The sequence below is a fragment of the Rhizobium sp. RM genome, assembly GCF_013390595.1.
GTDB lineage: Bacteria > Pseudomonadota > Alphaproteobacteria > Rhizobiales > Rhizobiaceae > Agrobacterium.
This window is the reverse complement of record NZ_JACAWV010000024.1, coordinates 111,563-132,699: the sequence shown is the minus strand read 5'-3', so window position 1 is coordinate 132,699 and position 21,137 is coordinate 111,563. Positions and strand designations below refer to the sequence as shown.

Genomic DNA, 21,137 nt, shown 5'->3' with positions numbered 1-21,137 from the left:
AAGCCTCAAGCGCGTGAGCGTTGCCGCAACATCTCCGCCAAAGGTTTATAAGCTTCGCGACGGGTTGCGGTTTGCCGTGTGGATAACAGCCCGTTCTCACAGTGGCGATCATCATCCCAACCGGGATGATTGACGACGGGATAAAGACAAATTCCCTCAAGTGGCACACCGGACCGCATTGCAATCTTTGCCTCCGAATCTACGTACATAAACCAAGGAAGCCGACGCTCGCCCTCTATTCCTGTCTCGGCGATAAAGATTGGCTTGCCGTACCTTGCAAAGGTTTCAATCAGAATTCTGCTCAGTGGCTTGTACTGCGAGTGCCCGAAATCGATGGGTGGACCACCATGTATCCACTGGTTGTTGAAGTAGTAATTTACGCCGACGATATCGAGAAAACTTTCATCGCCACCGATCTGTGGCCACATCCTGCCAGCAATAAGATCCCATGCCTGAAACTGCGACTGGCGATGACCTTCCGCAACAGACGCGTCCGACGGACGCGATCGGTCGGAAACCACATTGATGACCGGCTCGCAGTGAACGAAGCGTGCGGTAGGGTCGATCTGACGTATGGCGTGCATGGCGCTGATCGCAGCTCGCGCCAGCTGCACCTTTAGTTCGAAACCTCGACCGTTGCCAAAGGGATTTAGATAACCCGCGTCTCCACCCGCCCACGCGAAAAAAGAGATTTCATTTACAGGGCAATAAAACGCGATTTCATCGCTTTCCTCACGAACGAGGCGTGCACAAGCTGCGGCGTAGCTCGTAAACCGATCGACAAATCGGGGTGACCAGATATTGATATCGTCTGGCCATCCATAATGCATCAAGTCCCAAATGACCTGAGTTTTGGTGTCTTTTGCTGCCCTTAGCATAGGGCGAACGCTGCTCCAGTCGTAGTTTCCAGCGTCATCGATCAGATGCCAGCGGAAACCGTCTCGCACCGTGCGTATCCCGTATTCGCCGAGTTGCCTATAATCGTGCTCGGCATTTATATGGTGATCTACGCTAGCAATCACGTCCAGGCGCCTGCCCAGAGGATGGTCTTCGTTTGGCCGTAGACGATGTGTAGAGCATTCAAAACCACCTTGGAGATAAGATCTGAACAATCCAGTTGGACCTGCTGGCCGTCGTTCTGCGACAACTTGATCGAATAAATGCTGCCACTTCATTGCCACGACGTCTGCGGAATAGTTTTCCACGACCCTTCTCCGCAATGCAGCGCCAAGCGATTGTCGCCGCTCGCTTGAAGTCGTTAGAAGCATAATCTTTTCAGCGAGTGCAGTAGGATCATCGTAAGGGATGAAAAGGCCTGAAACACCGTCCTCGAGCTGCTGCAAAACGCCGTTATCTGGCGTTGCGATGACAGGCAAACCCGCCGCCCCCGCCTCGGCTATAACATGTGGCATGCCTTCACCTCGAGACAGCCACACGAAAACATCAAACGCCGCAAGGATGTGGGGAACATCTGGTCGGTCGCCAAGAAATTGGAAAACGCTTGAGAGTCCGAGGTGCTCGACCAGTGTTCTAAGTTCGGTTTCATATTCGGGGAAAAAGGCGTCAGGTCCTCCGACTATGATGAACCTCGCACGTCGATCCCTTTGCGCAACAATCGCCGCAGCATTGATGAAATCAACGACATTCTTTTTGGGATCGAGCCGCCCCACCCAGCCAATTGCTACCTGGTCATCTGAGATATGAAGTGATCGGCGCATAGGTATTCGATGCGAGGGATCGAAAGCAGACAAATCTACCATTGAAGGAATTTCGATGGCATCGTGTTCCCTTCCTTCCATGTGAGACGCTGCAGCGTCTCTTATCGAGCGGCATACGCCAACGTATCGCGATGTAAAATGCTTTGGTCCGGCCAAAGCCTCCGACACGAGGCCGCCGTGCTCGATAAGGGGAGGCCGCAAGTAGAGCCGCTCAAGTGCGGGGTAAATATCTGCAACATTTTGACAGGATACCACGACATCGTATCCAGAGATCTTGTTTGCGAGATATGACACCGTATCCTCAAACGAAAGTGAGTATGGCGCCGTATCAACATCCACCCCCTGAGCTCGGAGTTGATCAAGTGTTTGAACGGGCATGCCCTCTTTGTGGAAACACACCACAACGTCGAGGTGATATCGGCTTTTGTGTAGCTTTTCGGCCAAAAGCCTTACTTCGGTCTCCTCCCCTCCGATCACGAGCCAGGCAAAGACGAACAGTATCTTTGTCGGATAGGGTTGGGCGGTCATTCGCTCACCTTGAAGACGATCTGTAGGAATTCGGTTCTCTGGCAGGACAGTGAGGCAACAAATTCTGCTGCATCTTCCAGAGGAATTATATGTGTAATCATGTGGTCTCGGATACGTTCGCCTTGGACAGAGAGTAGATCGAGCGTCGCGTTGGAAAGTCTTTGACGGTTCCAATGCGGTGCGAGGCCGCGCGGGACGCGGTTAATCTGCGCGCACCTTATGTTGAGGCCACTATGATGGAACTCCTCGCCAAGTCTCAGGTAATCCGCACCGTTTTGATAAAACGCAAGATCTACCACTGTCCCTTGGGGGCGCAGAGCTTTCAAGGCGGTTTGGAGGCTCTTTGCGTGGGCGCGCGTCTGAAAAACGAGATCAGCGCCTCGGTCTGCCGCACCGTTGTGCCAGACTGATTTGGCATGCTCCCAAACATCATCCTCGCTCATCCCGGTGATTTCCAGTTTGCCTGCTATCGAACGTCTGAACTCGGACGGATCCGCGACGAGCACCTCTGATGCCCCCAGTTCACGCGCGAATAGCGCGATCAGCATCCCCACAGTGCCGGCCCCAATCACAATGATACGACGACCGGCTATCCCGGCGCCGAGATGCTGCACGTTGGAACCAAAGGCTTCCGCATCCGCATGAAGGATTCCGTTAGCTGCGATTGGACCCATCTGGGCTACGAAGACACCCAAAATAGGGTCGAGAACCTTCGGCAGCTTTACGAGAAGTTCTTGGGACGGGTCTGCTGTATGGCCGGTTTTATGTCCGTATGTCGAAGCAACGAGTTGTCCTTCTGCGAGTGCCGTCGTTTGCGACTGAGCAACGCGTGCTACCTCCATGTACCCCAAGAATGGCACCGGATACTGAAGACCTGGCTCATTCTTGATGAAAACCCCGCGATCTGCATCGAAGCGTGAGTGAAAATAGGGATTGGTATTTTTAATAAAGGTAAGTTCGGTACCGGCTGAAAACCCTGAATAGAGGGTTTCAAGGCGCGCCTGCCCATCGATTGGTGGCGTCTCTTCGTAGTCGAAATAAAACGCCCTCCCAGGCGCTTCGACGCCCAGTGATCGTATCATCCTGTGACCGGGTGGTAATGGTTGCAGAGGGACCTCGACTTTGGGCTCGTATCGCAAAGGCCCCGGCTCGCGCATTTTTTCCACTGGTGCTTCTATACGAACCGGACTGCCGCTTCGAGCCGACGAGATGACGGCGAGCGCCAGCTGATGCGTTGCGACAGCTTCGCTGTAGGGGCACCGAATGTTGTTCTCCGCACCCCGCACCGCGTCGATAAAGTCACGATCTTCTCGCCAGACGGGGTCCCCTTCTGCGCCCCGGACAGGACGGCCCTGTCCGACATCAACCATGATGTCCTTGTCAGTCAGTTCAATCGCGAGACGATCAGCGAAGATATGAAGTCCCACCCGGTGGTTCCAGTCGAGTAGGCATGTCGAGGACACATTTGCGACCGCGCCCGATTTCATCGTGAGGTTTGCCGTCGTAACCGTCGGACCATTAAAACCAGGGAACTCGCTTCGTTCCTTGTATCCAACTCGGCCGTAAACCTGCGACACCTCTCCTGAGAGAAATCGAATTAGATCCAGCAGATGCGTCGCCTGTTCAACCATCTGCCCACCAGACATTGTTTCGTCCCACCACCATTTAGGTGGGGGGGTGGAATCGAGCCAATAGCCGGAGAGGAGTTGAGCGGGATTCTCAGCCAGAAGCTTCCGCGCTTCTTCTACAGTATCCAAATAACGCCAGTGATATCCGACTGCGGTGACCAGCCCTTTTCGTGTGACGGCGTCAGCTATATCCGTGGCGGTTTCAATGTCGATCGACACCGGTTTTTCCACAAAAAAGGGAATATCTCGTTCGACAAGCTCGCGCTCGATGTCGCCGTGAGCAAACGGTGGTATACAGACATAAACGGCGTCTGGCTGTAGCGCATCAAGCATGTCACGGTGATTCCCGAACGCTCTTGCACCGAACCTTATTGCGGACTTTTGCGCCCGCTCTAGGTCGACATCAGCAAAGCCGACAAGCTTGACGTCGCTAAAGTCCGCAAGGATGTCGAGGTGCCGTTGTGCAATGCCACCAACGCCGATAAAGGCAAGATGCGTTTTCTGCATGACGTTATCCTTCTGTGAGCGACCCTTCAGAATTCTCGAATAGATTTTGCTTGTTTGCGTAGCCATCCGACCCGCGGAAAATCTTTCCTGGTAGCGTCGCCATCCCATTTTGCCTGCTTGGAGCCGATGATCAGGGTCTGCCAGTGCCATCCTGATGACTGCTGCGAGAGACGCGGGGGACCCGGGTTCTGCAAAAAATTCGTGGTTCCCGCCAAGCGCATCAACACTGCCAGCGACCCGCGTTGCAACGACAGGAATCCCGAGCGACATAGCCTCTAGGACGGCGAGAGGAAGACCCTCAAAAAGCGATGGCAAAACGAAGAGATCGGCAGCGTTGACTATGTTGGACACATCCGCTCTCTGTCCCAAGAAACGAGTGTGTTCTTCAATTCCCAAGTCGCCTGCCAGTTTGATCGCGTTTGTCTCTTCCTCGCCGGATCCCACCAGAAGAAGAACCACCCCTGGCACGTCGCTTAAAACCTCCGGAAGTGCCTTTAGAAGGGTCGAATGATCTTTCTGCGGTGAGAATCGAGCCACCGTGACGAGCACGATTTTGTCGTCCAGCCCCAAATCCCGCTTTGCTTGTTCCCGCGTTAACGTCGCGAAGAGGGGAGGAATACCGTTTTCGATGACCGTCAGACGTGCGGGCTCGATATAAGGCTCGTAACTGTCCTTTGAGGAACTCGAGACAACAATGTGATGCGAAAGGTACTTCGTTTCCGACCGGAATCTTTCCTGCTGCGATGGTTCAGTCAGCAAGTACGGAAGGTGTTCAGTCCTGACGATGGGAATGTCTTTAAGAGTTTTTGCCAGATCATGGCCTTCCCACCCAATCCCTGCGTGAATGTGTAGGAGATCGGTGTCCGACCTTGAAAGCCAATCATGGAATTCCCCGTAAGAGTGACATAGTTTGACAGCGAGGCCATGCTGGACCGCCCGAGCAAGCAGGTATGCCCTGTCCTCGAACATCAGCGAAATCGTAACATCCCAGCTATCTGAGAGCGACGTTCCGAGCACAACCATGTGCTCTCCCATACCGGAGGGTTCCAGGCTATCGGTTGCCAGAACGATGCGCGGTTTCTTAGTCGCGAACAGCATCGTCCAAGGCTCCCGACAAGGCATGTATCCGACAAAGCCGCCGAAAGGCGGATAAAGCCTGACCGACTACCTGATCCATGTTGTAGTACTTGTAGGTCGCGAGCCGTCCCACGAATGTCACGTCATTTTGTTGGCGCGCCAAGGCTTCGTACTGCTTGTAGAGCGCGTGGTTTTCCGGCCTTGGAATAGGATAATAAGGGTCACCTTCGGCGCACGCAAACTCGTAACTGATGCTGGTCTTCGGATGGACTTGGCCAGTCAGATGTTTGTACTCTGTGATCCTCGTGTATGGGAGTTTGTCGGAGGGATAATTGATAACTGCGACAGGAAACAGTCGCCGAAGGTCGAGTGTTTCGTGGCGGAACTCGAGGCTTCGGTACGGCAGTCGCCCGAAACAATATCCAAAGTATTCATCAATCGGTCCGGTAAAGACGGTGTGTTTGGCAAGAGAAGCATGTTTTAAGTCCGCGAAGTCTGTCTCGAGCACTACCTCAATGTTGTGATGGTCGAGCAGCCTCTCAAACAGTCTGGTGTAACCCTCGAGCGGCATCGCCTGGAAGCTGTCGAGAAAGTATCTGTCGTCCAGGTTGGTCCTCGTCGGGATCCTGGATGTTACTGAACGGTCTAACTCGGAAGGATCGAGGCCCCATTGCTTGCGCGTGTAACCTTCGAAGAACGTTTGATACAGGTCTGAGCCCACTTGCGAGACGACCACATCCTTTGACGTGAGAATGGCGTCACAAGGTTCTGCGCGGCTTGCCAGGAATGCAGACGCGGCTTCGTCGTCGCGGAGATCAAGACCGTACAATGTATTCAGTGTTGTTCTATTAATTGGAATAGGAACCCTCACATCGCCTACCTGAGCAAGTACGCGGTGCTCGTACGGTCGCCACGCCGTGAAACGTGAGAGGTAAGAAAAAATCTCTTCGCTGTTCGTGTGGAAAATATGGGGACCATACTTGTGAACCAGTATACCCGCGGCGTCGTAGTGGTCATATGCATTTCCGCCGATGTGCGGTCGACGGTCACAAACGAGAACTCTTTTTCCGGCCCCTTGAGCCAACCGTTCGGCCAGCACGGCACCAGCAAATCCTGCGCCCACGATCAGGTAATCATACGCTTTGAGCCGCTCTGAGCGCTCGACTGGCGCCTTTGGTCGAAATATTGCGTCGCGTGTTTCCGGGCGTGCCAATGCCTTCTCAAGTTCGAATGACATTGCCTCAAACGTGCTGTCCCAGGATGAACGGGACAGAATGTCATCGACTGGCCGCAGCCATTCCAAGGCACTCTCAGTCAATCGCAACGCGCCCTCGCAGGCGCTCAAAAAGTCATCGCTATTGCCTGCAATGAACACTCCGGGCACCTCGCCGTAACCGCGCACCACATCTTTGATTGGAGTGCTGACGACCGGACAACCGGCTGCGAGATATTCGGGGGTCTTGGTCGGGCTGATGAAGCGGGTTGCCTCATTGAGTGCAAAAGGCATTAGTGCGACGTCCCAACCGAATAGATAGCTAGGGAGTTCGTCGTAATCCTTCTGGCCCAGATAGTGGATATTTGGGTGACGGGGCAAATCGTCCGGTGAGATTTTTACGACAGGTCCAATCAGTATGAACGACCAGTCGGGCCGGGCCAGAGCAATCGCCTCTAAGAGTTCCAGGTCTAGGCGTTCATCGATAACGCCGTAATAGCCCAACCGCGGCGAGGGAACAGGAATTTGATCGTGCGGTTGCACGAGGTGACCACGCGCCGCGCGGAAATGAGGAACGTCTACTCCGGATGGAAAGGCATGTATGTTGTCGTGTCTCGCCCTTTTGGCTTCATAAAGGCTGATACCTCCCGTGAATACGACATCTGCTCTCGCCATCAAGGCTTGTTCGGCCGACTTCATATTCGAGGGGGCTAGTTTGAAGTTCGCCAACTCATCCATGCAGTCATAGATGACCGCCGCCGCATCAAGATGTCTCGCAAAGCCGAACATCATTGGCGTGTAAAACCACAGGATCGGTTTTCGACACCCAATCAATTCGAGCAAGTCGTCGAGGAGGCGACCTAACGCCATTTCACGATCTTCTGGGGTCCAATGATCTGGTATCCGTGGGCGAACTGCTTTGACGCTGGTTCCCTCGAATGGGTGTATTTCTAAATAGGCGAGATGGTGTTGAGTCGGAATGTACTCTTCGAAGAAAAACACCTGCCGCGTTTTTGCGAAGCGCTCCATGAGATGCTGTGGCCGTTGCAACACAAAATCCCAACGAAGATGCGAAAAACAGATTAGCGGCGTCTCTGACGCCGACGGAATGCGAATAGCATCCGAAAGGGATCTCGTAATGTTCATGGAACACCTCAAAGCTCACCGCTTCGAAGCGGCCGTTCATCGAACAACGCTTGTGCGACCAAGTTCCCGAGCGAGCGGTAGATAGCTTAAGATTAATTCAGAAGCTCTTGAAGCCTCTGGACGCTGTGCCGCCAAGTCCAATGACGCAACACTGTGCTTCTTGGTTGGAAGTGGTCGAGACGGTTTAGAACCTGTCTTATTCCTTCATGAAAATTCTCAGGAGAGGCGGTCATTCCCGTTTCTGGGGTAATGTATTGCAGCCCACACCGAAGGTGACTGTTGGCAAGCACGGGAATGCCGGCGAGCATGTATTCGGTCAGTATCGCTGGCGCGCCGTCGTCAATACCACATACCACACCCATCTTAGCCATATTCATGGTGCGGTTAACGCCTTCGAACGACAGGCCGGGTGGATCCACGAAGTCAACCGTGAGACCAAGTTCTTGAACCTTACGGTGCAAATCATCCGCCATCTCCCCATAGCCACAAACGCACAATGTTCGGAGCGAACGGGGCAATCTCGCGAGGGCTGCAAAAAGTATGTCGTGACGCTTGTAAGCCTGAGCGGCAGCCACGTAGATGATGTCATAATGTTTCTGAAGACCCAGCGGGCGAAACGTCATGTCCGACGCAAACTCTGGGCCTATCGGCATTACAGCTGTCAGCATAGACGGATGCCGCGCTAACACCTCGTCGGATTGCCAATCAGCACCAGTCAAAACTAGATCGAAGTGACGGCTAACGTCTGGCGGAACACGAAGAGCTGGAACGTCGATGGAGTTGTAAATCTTAAAACTTGTATCACACACTTTCAGAATGCTTTCATCAACACCCAAGCCCCAGACGCACAGAATAGATGGAGGGCCAAACGCTGCAATAAAGCCCAACATATCGTTGGAGGAAAAAGGGGCCGAAGGGCCGTTCATCCGGAAGGCTCGACGTCGGATGGCGACGCCCGAATGGACGGATTCGATCGGAGGGTTTGTGCCTCTCCAATGGCTCCAGATTTCCGCATGCGACACTATACCGGATTTTAAAAGCGAGAGTGGCAACCGGTCTAAGTAGCCCCCGACAACCTCGATCGGTCGAACCGATTGTAACTTGTGGGGCGGCGCTCCACGTGCGCCGGAAAGCCATTGATCGCGAAACCAGTCTACCGATGGGATCGCTTCAAATTCTTCGATGCCATCCTGAAAATCGCTTATTACTACGACCATCTCCTTACCGTTATGCAAACTGGCGTTCATGGCTGTGCTCACGACTCAGAGTTGATCTTCCATTCGCGAACTAGTGATAGAGCAGTTGGTTCCCGAGCTTTGTTATGACATTAAAAGTAGACACGGGCATGGATCTGGCAGCGAAGATAACCAAGCGCCTGGATTTCCGTTTGAGAGCTGTATGAACGTAGATTTGTGACCCAGGCTGTTGGTGACCTCATCCTGTCTCGTCTCCACACGCGGGATGTACGCCGAATGTTTGGTATGCGGGCGATGGCCGCAACGGCCTGTTTTGAGCATTAAGCCTTGCCGGCGACAAGACCGAATTTATGCAAGCTCGACATGAGGCAATGGCTGCGTTATGGCTTCGGCCTAAGTTGAGCGTTCAAGACGGTTAGACGCGTGTATTTCAATATCCGGGCCGGGGGCGACGCATCTATTTGCCCGGATATACCACGCGCGTGATGGTCATCAATCCGGCTGCGCACCTCTCCTGAAGTCCGATGAAGCCTTGATCTACAAGAGCAATGACCACCGGCACAGCAGTCCGCCTACTCGAGGCCGCAGGAAATTAGTCCTGTCTGATGCTACATGGCTAAATTTTTCTCAGCAAATCCTTTGAACGCCGCAGGTGTTCGGACACGCAGGGATATTGGTAATAGAGATAGCGGCACCGACGTTGATTTCACCCGGCGAGATGACGTTACAATAAATTCCGAAATTTCGTTGATTATGCCTGACGATGCTGCGCAACACATCGGCCTGCTCTGGGAGGGAAGGTTGGCTGACCAACGTCATGCCGCAGCGCTTCGTCGGCTCGGATACCTCCATTAACACCTCGCGCAACTGCAGTGTTGCGCCGACCCATTGCGTTTCAACAAACTCCGCCGAAGGCCCCGTTTCGACTACGAGATTGGGTCGGAACCGGCGCCGATCAATTGTTGTTTCCGGAGAGATCTGAGCGAGTTTTAAAAGTGACGACGTCGTGACAAGGTGGAGCGGCGCTACATTGTATCTGTTTGCAACCAGAGGCAGACGAGGGTCGTCACTATTTTTCTGGTCATTGCGACCAATCGCGACTTCAAAGCCAAAATGCGCCTCCAGCGCAGGGCCTAAATTCGGACTTCCCACTTCAAACTCCCGCCCGTTCGGAAAGTGAATTCTGGTTGTGCCGCTGGAGAGCGTGCTACTTAAAAAAAGAGCCGGTCTCCATTTTACTTCTTTTTCTGGCGCCGCTGCCACTCCCGTCTCTGGATCGAATAATGTGTACTGACGGTCACCACTTATCCCGCCGATTTCGATTGCACTAGCGCCACACCGCTCACCGCCAAGCGAACTCACAGGGTAGCGCCAAATCTCCGCTATTTTTCCAACGTAATCATTGGACTTCAACGCCTGATGGTTAGCACTGTTCCAGCCTGGCATTAGCTTGCCAAAAGCTCGATTGAGGTAGAGACATCCTCCAGTATGGCGCCCGCGGCGGTCTTCCCCAACATCGCAGCACTTGTAACGCCTTGCACGAACGGGTGCCTGTGTAGCAGGAACGGGATCGCGACACAGTACAGTCGGTTCGACCAGAGAATATTTCCGCGCGGTCTAAATCGCTCGTCTAGCGCTATACCGCCAGTCTCTCGCCGTTGGATGTCGTCGTCGTCTGCCAGGATCGTAACCGAAGTTGGATTGTCGGCGACGTGAACACCACGCTGTTCTACCAGTGTCGGAAAAGGAAGTTCATGTGCCGATAAACTCGTTTGTCCTGTTGCATCGATAAATGTGTCGAAGATTTCCTCATCGCCCGCAGTGGTGATCCTAGCGCCATTTAGAAGTCCATCGAATCCGATGTCGTAGTTGTCACCAAGCTTTTTGATGGTCAGTCGGTTAGCATTTCGAAGCGCTAAGAGCCGCCTGATCGAAAGATGTGGTACGGTCGCGTAATCGTCAATAAAGATACTTTTGAAAGAGCGGTTGAAGCGCTGCAGATCCATCGTATCAAAATGGGGAACTGCCAATTCGATGATCTCGTGCGTGATGAGTATCGCATAGCGCCACGGGACCGTGAAACGTCGCTTAAAGTTAATTTCCGCCTCCGCCAGATTTTCCGCCGCCCAAACGAACGGATCGCTGGCCGAGCGGTTGCTGAAGTAGGCGTCTGCGAATGTATCGACCGACAAACTTCCAAGGCCGATCTGCGTCGCATAGTCAGGATCGCAAGCTTGGATTTCCTGACTGAACAAGTCGAAGAGTCGATCAAGCAGGCCTGACACTCCCGCAGCGATTTCCTTTTCAACGGCCTTCTTCGTACAAACCCGTGGCTCCTGATAGGGCAGGGGGCAATAGAAGTCAGCTTCAGGTAGCAAGCCCTTGCGAGATAGCATAACTGCCGAAAAATCCGTGTTTTCAGATTTTGAAACGTATTGCAGGATGCCGGTATCGTCTAAGATAAATGACCCTTTACATGCTGCAACTGTTAACAGCGCATCAATCGCGCTGAGTGACGTACCTAAAACACCTAACCGACCATGGCACCCGTGTCGAAGCGCTGCAGCTGGCCACGGTGATGAAAAGAAACCAGATCTGACCTCCGTTTTTTTGGGCCAGTTATGTCCGGTTGCCATGACCACGTGATGGAAAATCGAGTCAAAGCTTTCATCAGGTGTTGCTACTCGAACTCGAATGCTATCAGTTTGGAGTTCTATATCGACGACGCGGTGACCGGGATATACCTCTATTTCGTGTCCATTTCGCTTCCCCTGTGCGAGAAGTTGAACAAACTGGTCTTGAAAGTAGTCGCCGAGAACGAGCCTCGGATAAAATTCGCGTTCATTGATGTATCGCCGCAATATCGAAAATCGGGACAAATAGCCGTCATCCTGACGGTGGAGCCAATCCACGAGAGTCTCCTTGAGAAGTGGTATCTCGATACTTGGAATGTTGGACAGCATAACAGGATCGTTGGCATCGGGGAGGTATGGCGTACCCTTTCCGGCGGTTTGCTCTGCCTCATACACTATAATTTCCAATGCGGCAGGACATTCAATGAGGCTTTTCAGAGTATAAATTCCGGTTGGACCTGAACCAATAATGCAAACTCTGCAATTCATCTATAACTCCACACGAAAGCTCTCACTCAATGGCCGGGATAAACGGGCAGAATAGCTTTACGTTCCCACGTGACAACGCTCTGTACGATTCCGTGCCGACACAAAAATGGTGTGAAATTTTCTGGGTTGACGCTTCCTTGACGGCCTCCGCCTCGTCGCGAGTCCCCCTGGGCTTGGAACTTGAATCACCTGATTATGGTCATCAAGATCGAACGCGACGATTTAGCGGCGGTGAACGTCCCGTGCATACCGCTCGCCTTATTGCGGCGGCTGACCGTTCGAGGCGGACATCCCTCCGTCCACGGGGAAGTTGACGCCGGATACGAAACGGGCGTCGTCGCTGGCAAGGAAGACAATGACGGCTGCGACATCTTCAGGTTTGCCAGGACCTTCCAATGCAAAGCGCTCGTTGAATTTCGCGATCAGCTTGTCGTCGCCCATCATGTCTTCGGTCATTCCCGTACGCGTCAGGCTCGGGCAGACCGCGTTCACGCGAACGCCGTCCTTGCCGTGGTCCATAGCCATCGCCCGCGTCAGGTTTGTGACGCCTCCCTTTGCCGCATTATAGGCCGCCATACCCCAGTCACCGCCCGTCCCCGAAACGGAGCTGACGTTCACGATCGATCCTTTCGAAGACTTGAGATGGGGGACGGCAGCGCGCATGGTGCCGGAGTCTCGGTCGTGGTGCCCGATCCATCACGGTTCGCCGTTCACAAACTGATCGTGGCCGGCCAGCGTCAAGATGATGCCGCTGGAAGGGCAAAGAAAGAAAAGGACTTGCGTCAGGCCGGAATGCTATTTGAGGCGTTGCGGGAAACAGGAGCAGGCCGCGATCTGGAAGATTCCCTTCGCGAAGCATGGGGCAGAGGGCCATCTTGGAGAAGTGCGATCACAGCGGGCGTTGATGCCGTCCGGCGTGAGTGGAGCGCCAAACTGCCGCATGCCAGACGATCATGCCTGACAAAGCAGCGCCACAGCTTCAACGCAAACGCCATTCTGTCTAGTTCGAGGTTCAGAAGGCTGCGCTGGCAGCCGAAGTTTATGCGGATGAATCGGGCCCAAACAGATTCTTGCTCAGCAATCGGGACGAACGTCGAGGTAGGAAAAGTTTCTAGCAGCGGAGAATTTGGATCAGCTCGCCTGCGCATGTTGAAGTTTGTCATTCGAACGCTCTTCGCTTGATCTTCCCTTGGAGCCGTAGCGATTTGAGGAGTTGATTTGACTTCTTTCGCCATGATTGGAGGAAGAGAGACGGTCGGGATGTTGCGCTCCGCGCCAGCCGTATCCATTTCGCGCTCTTTTGCTGGCAGCGGCGATGGCAGAGTTCTCCACCACGCATGAACTTTTTGTACGTTTTTATCCATCCGCTTGTTCCGTCAACGAACTGTTGTAGAGTTTTGAGAACAATCGCGGAGGGGATTGGATCTGACTGCGCAGGATGAAATAGCTAGCCATATCGGCGTCATCGAACTGCTTGAGGCGGTTGACTGGTCTTCGACTTCACTGGGCTCACCAGCGACATGGCCATCTTGCTTGCATGTCGCGATCGACCTCATGATCTCATCTCAGGCACAGATCGTGATGTTCTGGGGGCCTGAGTTCGTCGCTTTTTACAATGACGCTTACGCGCCGACGATCGGTGACAAGCATCCTTATGCCTTTGGACGGCCGGCGCGAGAGTATTGGAGCGAGCTGTGGGCAGATCTGGAACCGCTTTTGAGACGTGTTCTTGAAAGCGGGGAAACGGTCGCGGCGAAAGACCGACCATTTTACATTGAACGCCATGGCTACCCCGAAACGGTATACTTCGACATTTCCTATTCTCCCCTACGCGATGAGGATAAGTGCGTCCAAGGCGTATTCTGCATTGTCAACGAGACCACCAGTCGTGTGCGATCTGATGTCGCACTTCGCAATAGTGAGGAACGGCTGCGTGCAATATTCTCGCAGTCCGCCGCTGGTATCGCTCTGGGGGACCTGTCGGGCAGGCTGATCAGTGTCAACAAGCGCTATAGCGAGATTGTTGGTCGCTCTGCACAACAGTTGGCAGGAATGCGCATGCAGGACATCACGTTCGAGGATGATCTTCCTGGAAACGGCGCACTTTTTCAAAGGTTGATTGAAACTGGGGAAAGCTTCGATACCGAGAAGCGGTATCTTCGCCCGGACGGAAGCTTGGTGTGGGTTGCAAATTCAGTCTCGGCCATCAGGGACGAGAAGGGAAGGATCGTGCAATCCGTGGCGATCGTCGTCGACATAACGGAACGAAAGAGCGTTCAGGAGGCTGAAAGACATCTCGCTTCAATGATCGCATCGTCGAACGATGCCATTCTCGGGATCGACCTCGACATGAAGATCACAAGCTGGAACGCTGCAGCCGAACGGCTTTATGGTTATGCCGAGAGCGAAGCGATAGGCGCATCTGTGCTGATGCTGGTGCCCGAGGACCGTCAAGATGAAGAACCTTCGATCCTGAACAGGGTCAAAGCCGGGCGGGTTGTCGAACCTTATGAGACAAAAAGAATTTGCAAGAATGGAGCAATCGTTGATGTGCTTCTTAGCGTTTCCCCTATTCACGACATATCCGGACGGGTCATAGGCGCATCGAAACTTGCGCATGACATTTCCGCGCGAAAGGAGGCCGAACGCCTTCAATCGCTTCTCACAAATGAATTGCATCATCGGGTAAAAAACATCCTTGCAACGGTGATTGCCGTTGCGCGGCAGACGTTGGGCAAAGACCAGTCAAACCGGGAGAATGTTGACGCCTTCACAAGCAGACTAACTTCTCTTAGCCGCGCGCAGGATCTTCTCGTTCAGGGTGACTGGTACAGGGCCGATCTCAGATCGGTCGTGCTGCAGGCGATATCCCCCTATCCGATTGATGTTTTCGAGATCGATGGGCCACGTGTACCTCTTCCCCCAAAAGCGGTGATCTCGTTGTCGCTTGCATTGCATGAACTGGCAACAAATGCGGTAAAATATGGTGCATTGTCCGTCCCAGAGGGACAAGTCTCCATCAGATGGCAACATGACGTTCGAAGTTCGAGACTCAGGATTTCGTGGACGGAGAGCGGAGGCCCTGCCGTCAACGCGCCGACACGCAGAGGCTTTGGGTCAACGCTTGTCGAGCGGCTTTTGTCGGCGGAGTTGCGAGGAAAAGCCGAAATCCTTTACCCGGTTGGCGGCGTTACATGCCGCATTGAAGCTGACATGTCGGAGATATGATCGGGGTCTGACGCGGCCTCACGACGCGAGACGACAGATGTGTTGCAATGACGCGTTTCAACTTCTGACGCATGATACCAGTTGCCCCGAACTTTCATCTCGCCGGACTTCGTCGGCACACGTGCTGGCAAAAATTTGCCCGACGGTGGCTGCTTCGGTGTCCACGGCTCTAAAAACCCATCCACAGCCTTCAATTAATTTGTAACCAATCGTGAAGGTGAAGCGTTAGGTCCTCAGGCCGATCGGTCGTTCTGTCAAACCAGTAAAGTGGAGCCTGACGATGCAGTCCAACGCGCAAATGGTCACCTGTCGAAACGATGTTCCCGAGGCGACAGCGAATGCTCGCGACTCGCGGGATCTTTCGAAGGCGGACACGTCCAAGCCCTCAACACAATTTCGGAGCAAAATCGGCTTTCGCGTCAATGGCGTCTCCCACAATCTGCAACTGGACAATCGAGTAACTTTGCTTGACGCGCTGCGTGAGCATTTACATCTGACGGGCACCAAAAAAGGATGCGATCACGGACAGTGTGGAGCGTGTACCGTGATCGTTGAAGGCCGCAGAATAAACGCCTGCCTGACACTTGCCATCATGCATCAAGGTCAGGAGATCACGACGATCGAGGGCCTTGGTACCCCTCAAAACCCAAATGCAATGCAGCAGGCTTTTGTAGCTCATGACGGCTTTCAGTGCGGTTATTGCACTCCCGGACAAATCTGCTCGTCAGTCGCGGTTCTCGAGGAAATCAGTGAAAACATTCCAAGTCATGCAACACGCGACCTGACGTCACCGGTTGTTGCAAACCGCGCTGAGCTACGTGAACGCATGAGCGGCAACCTCTGTCGATGCGGGGCCTACTCCAACATTATCGATGCGATCTGCGAAGTCGGAGGTGTGGAGGGATGAGACCTTTCAGCTACGAACGCCCGAACTCGATCACAGACGCATGCAAGGCTGTCGCAGTGAACCCCGATGCGATGTTCATCGCAGGCGGTACGAACCTGCTTGATCTGATGAAACTCGAAATCGAGCATCCTTCACATCTCATCGACGTGAACGGGCTCGGTCTGGACAAGATCGAGCCAACAGAGGAAGGCGGCTTACGCATCGGCGCTCTGGTCAGAAACAGTGACCTGGCAGCGCATGAGGTGGTGCGGCGGGATTACGGGCTTCTCACGAGAGCGCTGGTGGCAGGTGCATCAGGCCAGTTGAGAAACAAGGCAACGACCGCAGGCAACCTCCTGCAGCGAACGCGCTGCCCATATTTTTACGATACAAACCAGCCGTGCAACAAGCGTCAGCCGGGAAGCGGATGCTCTGCTATCGGAGGATTTACGCGTCAGCATGCCATCATCGGACACTCCAAGGAGTGTATTGCCACCCATCCGAGCGACATGGCGATTGCGCTACGTACTCTTGATGCCATTGTCGAAACGGTCAGATTGGATGGCACTCGTCGCTCGATCTCCATTTCTGACTTTCATCGCCTTCCCGGCAACACACCTGAAAGAGACACAGTCCTCGATGAGGGAGAACTTGTGCTGGCCATCACACTCCCGGCGCCGATTGGCGGCAGGCAGGTATACAGAAAGGTCAGGGACCGGGCATCTTATGCTTTCGCACTCATCTCGATTGGTGCGGTAATCTTCGAAGACGGTACCGGCCGTTTCACCGTTGGCGGTGTAGCCCACAAACCCTGGCGCGTCGCTGATGCCGATACCGCGCTACCGGACGGCGCGTCTGCTGCTACGTCTCGCCTCCTCGCCGAGGCAAAGCCAAGCGAACAAAACGCCTTCAAAATCGCGCTCGTTGAACGGACACTTGGCGCGATAGTTGCCGAAGCGGAGAACAGATCATGAAATTCGACCGACCATCCGGCATCAACCCCATCGACCAGTTGCGCGTTGTTGGGAAGGCACATCCACGTATCGACGGTCTTCTCAAGGTCACGGGCCAGGCGACTTATGCTTTCGAATGGAGTGACGAGGAAAAAACGTGCGCATACGGGTATCCTGTCTGTTCATCGATCGCGAAAGGCACCATCGTGTCAATCGATACATCGGCAGCTCGAGGTGCGGACGGCGTTCTCGCCGTGGTGACATCCCTGGATGTTGGCGAACTCGAAAAGGGTGAATACAACACGGCGAGCCTGTTCGGAGGAAACCGGATACAGCATTACCACCAGGCGATTGCGTTGGTGGTGGCCTCTTCATTCGAGCAGGCAAGAGCTGCCGCCGGGCTCGTCAAGGTCGAGTACAATCAAGCGGCTGGCGAATTTGATCTTCATCAGGCAAAAAAAGTGGCAGTGACACCAGATCCTTCTCAGGAGCCTGAGACATCGACCGGGGATTTCCTGACTGCCTATCGCAATTCACCCGTCGTGCTCGATGAGACGTATGTCACGCCTGATCAGTCACATGCGATGATGGAACCGCACGCCTCCATTGCCCAATGGGACGGTGATCGTCTGAAACTTTGGACGTCAAGTCAGATGATCGACTGGTGGCGCTCGGATCTCGCAACGACCCTGGGGATCGACAAGAAGAATATCGACTTGATGTCCCCCTTCGTTGGTGGCGGGTTTGGGGGAAAGCTGTTCTTGCGGTCTGACGCCGTGCTGGCGGCTTTTGGCGCCAAAGCGAGCGGGCTGCGGGTCAAGGTCGCTTTGCCCCGTCCGGTCATCGCCAACAATACCACGCACCGTCCGGCAACTATCCAGCGAATCCGCATTGGCGCCGGTCACGACGGCAAGATCAATGCGATTTCGCATGAAAGCTGGTCCGGGGATCTTGAGGGCGGGAACCCTGAGACGGCAGTCAATCAGACGCGACTGCTTTATGCTGGCGAGAACCGGATGACGGCCATGAAGCTTGCGACGCTTGATTTGCCAGAGGGAAATGCAATGCGAGCCCCGGGTGAAACCCCGGGCCTGATGGCTCTGGAGATTGCCATTGACGAGATCGCGGAAAAGCTGGACATCGACCCGGTCGAATTCCGCATCATCAATGATACCCAGGTTGATCCGGAAAAGCCTGAGCGCCCGTTTTCGCATCGCGATCTTATTGGATGTCTTCGCCGCGGCGCAGACCTCTTTGGATGGAAGGAAAGGGGAAAAACCGGTCAACGTCGACACGGTGAGCAGTTGATCGGAATGGGCGTCGCGGCAGCGTTTCGCAACAACCTCGTCGTTCCCTCAGGTGCACGCGTCAGGCTGAACCACAAGGGCGTTGTGACTGTCGAAACCGACATGACCGACATCGGCACTGGGAGTTACACGATCATTGCCCAAACTGCAGCGGAAATGATGGGCACGGAGATCGACAAAGTCGTTGTGAAGCTCGGTCAGTCGGGTTTTCCCGTCTCTGCAGGTTCTGGCGGGCAGTTCGGTGCAAACTCTGCCACTTCAGGCGTTTATGCGGCATGCGTGAAGTTACGGGAGACCGTTGCGCAAAAACTCGGCTTCAACGGTCCAGACGTGGTCTTCGAGAACGGAAAAGTCCGCTCGGGTAACAGATCTGTTTCACTTGAGGAGGCTGCAGGCGACGAGGGCATTGTGGTTGAGGACACAATTGAATGGGGCGATTTGACGAAGACTCATCAGCAATCGACGTTTGGCGCGCATTTCGTCGAGGTCGGCGTCGATGTTGCAACCGGCGAAACGAGAATAAGGCGTATGCTGGCGGTCTGTGCCGCTGGACGAATACTCAATCCGATGACCGCTCGAAGTCAGGTGATTGGTGCGATGACGATGGGGGCTGGGGCAGCATTGAGCGAAGAGCTCGTGGTCGATAAACGCCTTGGCTTTTTCGTCAATCACGACCTGGCCGGATACGAGATCCCGGTCCATGCCGACATTCCCCATCAGGATGTGGTTTTCATGGATGAGATCGATCCGATGTCTTCGCCAATGAAAGCAAAAGGCGTGGGCGAACTCGGTCTGTGCGGTGTGTCCGCAGCGATTGCAAATGCGATCTATAATGCGACGGGCATCCGCGTCAGAGATTATCCGATCACCCTCGATAAGCTTGTCGGAAAACTTCCGAAAGTCGCCTAAACGCCCCCTTCCGATCGCTGAGGTCTGCGATCGGCCCGAGGACAGAGAGGTTCCGAATGGTCCAGGTTGCTCAAAAATATCCCGTTCGTGTCAACATGACGGACGACCCGATTGATCTGATCAGGTTTGCAATCGACGCTTTTCGTGTAGGGCAGGTTGCATTGGCGACCCTTGTCGATATCCGCGGCGGAGCGGCACGCTCTCTCGGTTCGCAAGTGGTTGTGACCGAGGATGGGCGTTATTGCGGCTACGTGTCAGGAGGATGTGTAGAGGCAGCCGTTGCAGCCGAGGCCGTTCTGGCGATGGCGGAAGGCCGAGACCGGGTCGTAAAATTCGGAGAGGGATCGCGCTATTTCGATATCCGGTTGCCCTGTGGCGGCGGAATTTCAGTCGCTATCCATTGTCTTCGTGATGTCGGACCACTTGAGGACGTCGCTTGCTGTCTTGCGGACAGGAACCCGGTCGGTTTGCGATTTTCCATGGACAGACAAAGCCTATCAGTCACGGAGAAGGTTTCCCGCATGAAATGGTCGAGTGAGGAATTCACCGTCGCCTATCGACCTAAAACACGGATCTTACTGTGCGGCCAGATGGGCGAAACGGAGGCTGTTAAGCGCCTGGCGCTCGTGTCGGGATATGACGTCGTCGACGATTACTCTGCGCCGAAGGCGCTTGCTCTCGAAGGAGTAATAGACAGGTATACGGCAGTGGTATTGCTGCACCACGATATCGATGCAGAACGAGAAATGCTGATGCAAGCTCTCAGGTCACCTGCATTCTACATAGGCGCTCTCGGAAGCAGTCGCACTCATCACAGACGGGTGAAAAAGCTCACCGAAAATGGATACGGATTTGAGGACATCAACCGTATCAAGGCGCCAATCGGCCTCTTTGGCGCCACCCGCGACATCACATCGCTCGCGATTTCTGTCATAGCCGATGTTACAGCCTCGAGGCTTGAGCAATTCGGCTGAAAGCCGCGGGGGTGAAAATGGATCCAGATGTAGCGATTGTGCTCCTCGCAGCCGGGAAGTCGTCGCGGATGGGGTCAACACGTCACAAGCTGCTTGAAAAGATTGACGGCATTCCGGTTGTCAGATGGTCCGCCTCGAATGCACTGGCCTGTCGAGCGAGGAACGTCGTCGTGGTGACAGGATGCCGACACCACGAGATTGAAGAGGCGCTCCGCGAACTTGATGTGTCTGTCGTGCACAATCATGCCTTTTCAGAGGGGATGGCAAGTTCCATCGTCGCCGGCGTTGACCAGGCGATGCGTGCAGAGCCGAATGGGATCATGATCATGCTGGCCGACATGCCAGCGATGACGTCATGCCATCTGGATCGTCTTATTGGATGTTTCGCTGGACACGGATGCCAGGCAATCATTCGAGCCACCTCACAGGGCGTTCCGAAGAATCCGGTCATTTTTCCGCGTCGTGATTTTGGTTCATTGCTCAAACTGCGTGGAGACAATGGTGCAAAGCTTTTCTTAGCGGAAAGCCGCCTGCCCGTGTTCGATGTGGAACTCGGCGACATTGCGCTTCTCGATATCGATACTCCGGTCGAGTTCGATGCGATGAGGGATCTTCTGACAGGAGCGTCGCCTCCTTAAGTTCCCGGCATAGTGGCCTGCAAAGCTCCCGAATTTTCTCGGAACAATTCGCGAGCGACGTTGTTGGGGCTGGCGATCAACATAACAGACATTGCCAGCGTTCGGCA

The 21,137-nt window shown here is 54.2% G+C and carries 13 protein-coding genes and 1 pseudogene; 7 read left to right on the top strand and 7 right to left on the bottom strand.

The window, feature by feature from the left end; translation table 11 throughout:
* Positions 1-5 precede the first annotated feature (5 nt).
* The 7 genes and pseudogenes from HWX89_RS25145 to HWX89_RS25115 all read right to left on the bottom strand — a co-directional run.
* Positions 6-2,246, bottom strand: coding sequence for a glycosyltransferase (locus HWX89_RS25145; protein WP_138792994.1), 2,241 nt, complete (start codon positions 2,244-2,246; stop codon positions 6-8).
* The gene (locus HWX89_RS25140) at positions 2,243-5,479 is read right to left on the bottom strand and encodes a glycosyltransferase (protein ID WP_246705292.1); all 3,237 of its coding nucleotides are present in this window, start codon (positions 5,477-5,479) and stop codon (positions 2,243-2,245) included. The genes HWX89_RS25145 and HWX89_RS25140 overlap by 4 nt, the downstream gene beginning before the upstream one ends.
* Entirely contained in the window at positions 5,463-7,817 is a 2,355-nt protein-coding gene (gene glf, locus HWX89_RS25135) for a UDP-galactopyranose mutase (protein ID WP_502707621.1), read from the bottom strand. Before glf ends, HWX89_RS25140 begins: the two co-directional genes overlap by 17 nt.
* Positions 7,818-7,909: 92 nt before the next feature.
* The gene (locus HWX89_RS25130; RefSeq protein ID WP_246705291.1) at positions 7,910-9,064 is read right to left on the bottom strand and encodes a glycosyltransferase; all 1,155 of its coding nucleotides are present in this window, start codon (positions 9,062-9,064) and stop codon (positions 7,910-7,912) included.
* A gap of 576 nt (positions 9,065-9,640) precedes the next feature.
* Entirely contained in the window at positions 9,641-10,459 is an 819-nt protein-coding gene (locus HWX89_RS25125; protein WP_138792995.1) for an MOSC domain-containing protein, read from the bottom strand.
* Positions 10,459-12,135: an FAD/NAD(P)-binding protein gene (locus HWX89_RS25120; protein ID WP_138792996.1), complete on the bottom strand. Its 1,677-nt coding sequence runs from the start codon at positions 12,133-12,135 to the stop codon at positions 10,459-10,461. Before HWX89_RS25120 ends, HWX89_RS25125 begins: the two co-directional genes overlap by 1 nt.
* 258 nt (positions 12,136-12,393) lie before the next feature.
* A pseudogene (locus tag HWX89_RS25115) lies at positions 12,394-12,795 on the bottom strand (SDR family NAD(P)-dependent oxidoreductase); the annotation flags it as partial.
* On the opposite strand from HWX89_RS25115, the gene HWX89_RS26600 reads away from it, so the two are divergent.
* The 7 genes from HWX89_RS26600 (at position 12,778) to HWX89_RS25080 (ending at position 21,030) form a co-directional block, all read left to right on the top strand.
* Entirely contained in the window at positions 12,778-13,317 is a 540-nt protein-coding gene (locus HWX89_RS26600) for a GSU2403 family nucleotidyltransferase fold protein (RefSeq protein WP_353505727.1), read from the top strand. The pseudogene HWX89_RS25115 and the gene HWX89_RS26600 overlap by 18 nt on opposite strands.
* A gap of 243 nt (positions 13,318-13,560) precedes the next feature.
* Positions 13,561-15,363 (top strand): PAS domain-containing HWE histidine kinase family protein, encoded by a 1,803-nt coding sequence (locus HWX89_RS25105; protein WP_246705301.1) that lies wholly within the window; start codon positions 13,561-13,563, stop codon positions 15,361-15,363.
* 280 nt (positions 15,364-15,643) lie between these two features.
* Positions 15,644-16,270: a 2Fe-2S iron-sulfur cluster-binding protein gene (locus HWX89_RS25100; protein WP_138792999.1), complete on the top strand. Its 627-nt coding sequence runs from the start codon at positions 15,644-15,646 to the stop codon at positions 16,268-16,270.
* Positions 16,267-17,223 carry an FAD binding domain-containing protein gene (locus HWX89_RS25095; RefSeq protein ID WP_138793000.1) on the top strand — a complete coding sequence of 319 codons (957 nt, stop codon included), beginning with the start codon at positions 16,267-16,269 and terminating at the stop codon, positions 17,221-17,223. Before HWX89_RS25100 ends, HWX89_RS25095 begins: the two co-directional genes overlap by 4 nt.
* Positions 17,220-19,418 carry an aldehyde oxidoreductase molybdenum-binding subunit PaoC gene (gene paoC / locus HWX89_RS25090; RefSeq protein ID WP_138793001.1) on the top strand — a complete coding sequence of 733 codons (2,199 nt, stop codon included), beginning with the start codon at positions 17,220-17,222 and terminating at the stop codon, positions 19,416-19,418. Before HWX89_RS25095 ends, paoC begins: the two co-directional genes overlap by 4 nt.
* A gap of 56 nt (positions 19,419-19,474) precedes the next feature.
* Complete coding sequence (locus HWX89_RS25085; RefSeq protein WP_138793002.1) at positions 19,475-20,392, top strand: XdhC family protein; 918 nt, start codon at positions 19,475-19,477, stop codon at positions 20,390-20,392.
* Between the two features lie 17 nt (positions 20,393-20,409).
* Complete coding sequence (locus tag HWX89_RS25080) at positions 20,410-21,030, top strand: nucleotidyltransferase family protein (protein ID WP_138793003.1); 621 nt, start codon at positions 20,410-20,412, stop codon at positions 21,028-21,030.
* Positions 21,031-21,137: the final 107 nt, after the last annotated feature.